The 1,045-nt window shown below is 51.6% G+C and carries 10 tRNA genes; all 10 read left to right on the forward strand.

Annotated elements, in window-relative coordinates:
* Positions 1–50: 50 nt before the first annotated feature.
* The 10 genes from ACTU7M_RS11440 (at position 51) to ACTU7M_RS11485 (ending at position 1,042) form a co-directional block, all read left to right on the forward strand.
* Positions 51–124, forward strand: a tRNA-Pro gene (locus ACTU7M_RS11440).
* Between the two features lie 9 nt (positions 125–133).
* Positions 134–206, forward strand: a tRNA-Ala gene (locus ACTU7M_RS11445).
* A gap of 14 nt (positions 207–220) precedes the next feature.
* Positions 221–294, forward strand: a tRNA-Met gene (locus ACTU7M_RS11450).
* Positions 295–328: 34 nt separating this feature from the next.
* Positions 329–401 (forward strand) — tRNA-Met (locus ACTU7M_RS11455).
* A 77-nt stretch (positions 402–478) separates the two neighbouring features.
* Positions 479–551, forward strand: a tRNA-Phe gene (locus ACTU7M_RS11460).
* A gap of 11 nt (positions 552–562) precedes the next feature.
* A tRNA-Gly gene (locus ACTU7M_RS11465) sits at positions 563–633 on the forward strand.
* A 7-nt stretch (positions 634–640) separates the two neighbouring features.
* Positions 641–714 (forward strand) — tRNA-Ile (locus ACTU7M_RS11470).
* Between the two features lie 14 nt (positions 715–728).
* A tRNA-Ser gene (locus ACTU7M_RS11475) sits at positions 729–816 on the forward strand.
* A gap of 17 nt (positions 817–833) precedes the next feature.
* Positions 834–905 (forward strand) — tRNA-Glu (locus tag ACTU7M_RS11480).
* Between the two features lie 47 nt (positions 906–952).
* A tRNA-Ser gene (locus tag ACTU7M_RS11485) sits at positions 953–1,042 on the forward strand.
* Positions 1,043–1,045 lie beyond the last annotated feature (3 nt).

Here is a 1,045-nt window from a genome sequence, read left to right on the forward strand (position 1 = left end):
ACGAATCAGGCGGTTGTAGGTTCGACTCCTACTGGTTGCATTTTTATCATCGGGAAGTAGCTCAGCTTGGTAGAGCACTTGGTTTGGGACCAAGGGGTCGCAGGTTCGAATCCTGTCTTCCCGATTGAAATATGGGGGCTTAGCTCAGCTGGGAGAGCGCCTGCCTTGCACGCAGGAGGTCAGCGGTTCGATCCCGCTAGTCTCCATTTTTTATTTTTTTGGCGGTGTAGCTCAGCTGGCTAGAGCGTCCGGTTCATACCCGGGAGGTCGTGGGTTCGATTCCCTCCGCCGCTATTGTTTTATTTTAAAATATTTTATTATTTATTATCGCGGGGTAGAGCAGTTGGCAGCTCGTCGGGCTCATAACCCGGAGGTCACAGGTTCGAGTCCTGTCCCCGCAATTGGCATGGTCGTTGACGCTTTAGCGGCATTACGAACATGGCACACTTGAGCTTTAGCTTACAGTGTCCCTTTATTAGGCTTGGTAGCTCAGTTGGTAGAGCACTTGATTGAAGCTCAAGGTGTCGGCGGTTCGATTCCGTCCCAAGCCATAACATTATTTGCGGGTGTAGTTTAGTGGTAAAACCTCAGCCTTCCAAGCTGATGATGGGAGTTCGATTCTCCTCACCCGCTTTTTTATGGGCCTATAGCTCAGCTGGTTAGAGCGCACGCCTGATAAGCGTGAGGTCGATGGTTCGAGTCCATTTAGGCCCATTTATTTTGGTTATGGGGAAGTACTCAAGTGGCTGAAGAGGCGCCCCTGCTAAGGGTGTAGGTCGCGAAAGCGGCGCGAGGGTTCAAATCCCTCCTTCTCCGTTTCATCTTTCTATTCCGGCCCGTTGGTCAAGCGGTTAAGACACCGCCCTTTCACGGCGGTAACACGGGTTCGATTCCCGTACGGGTCATCGTCATGGTTCTTCTGCCGTGGCATCATAGCTTCATCTTTTTCAACGGAGGATTACCCAAGTCCGGCTGAAGGGAACGGTCTTGAAAACCGTCAGGCGTGTAAAAGCGTGCAAGGGTTCGAATCCCTTATCCTCCTTTG

The organism is Jeotgalibaca sp. A122, from assembly GCF_052266715.1.
Taxonomy (GTDB): Bacteria; Bacillota; Bacilli; order Lactobacillales; family Aerococcaceae; genus Jeotgalibaca.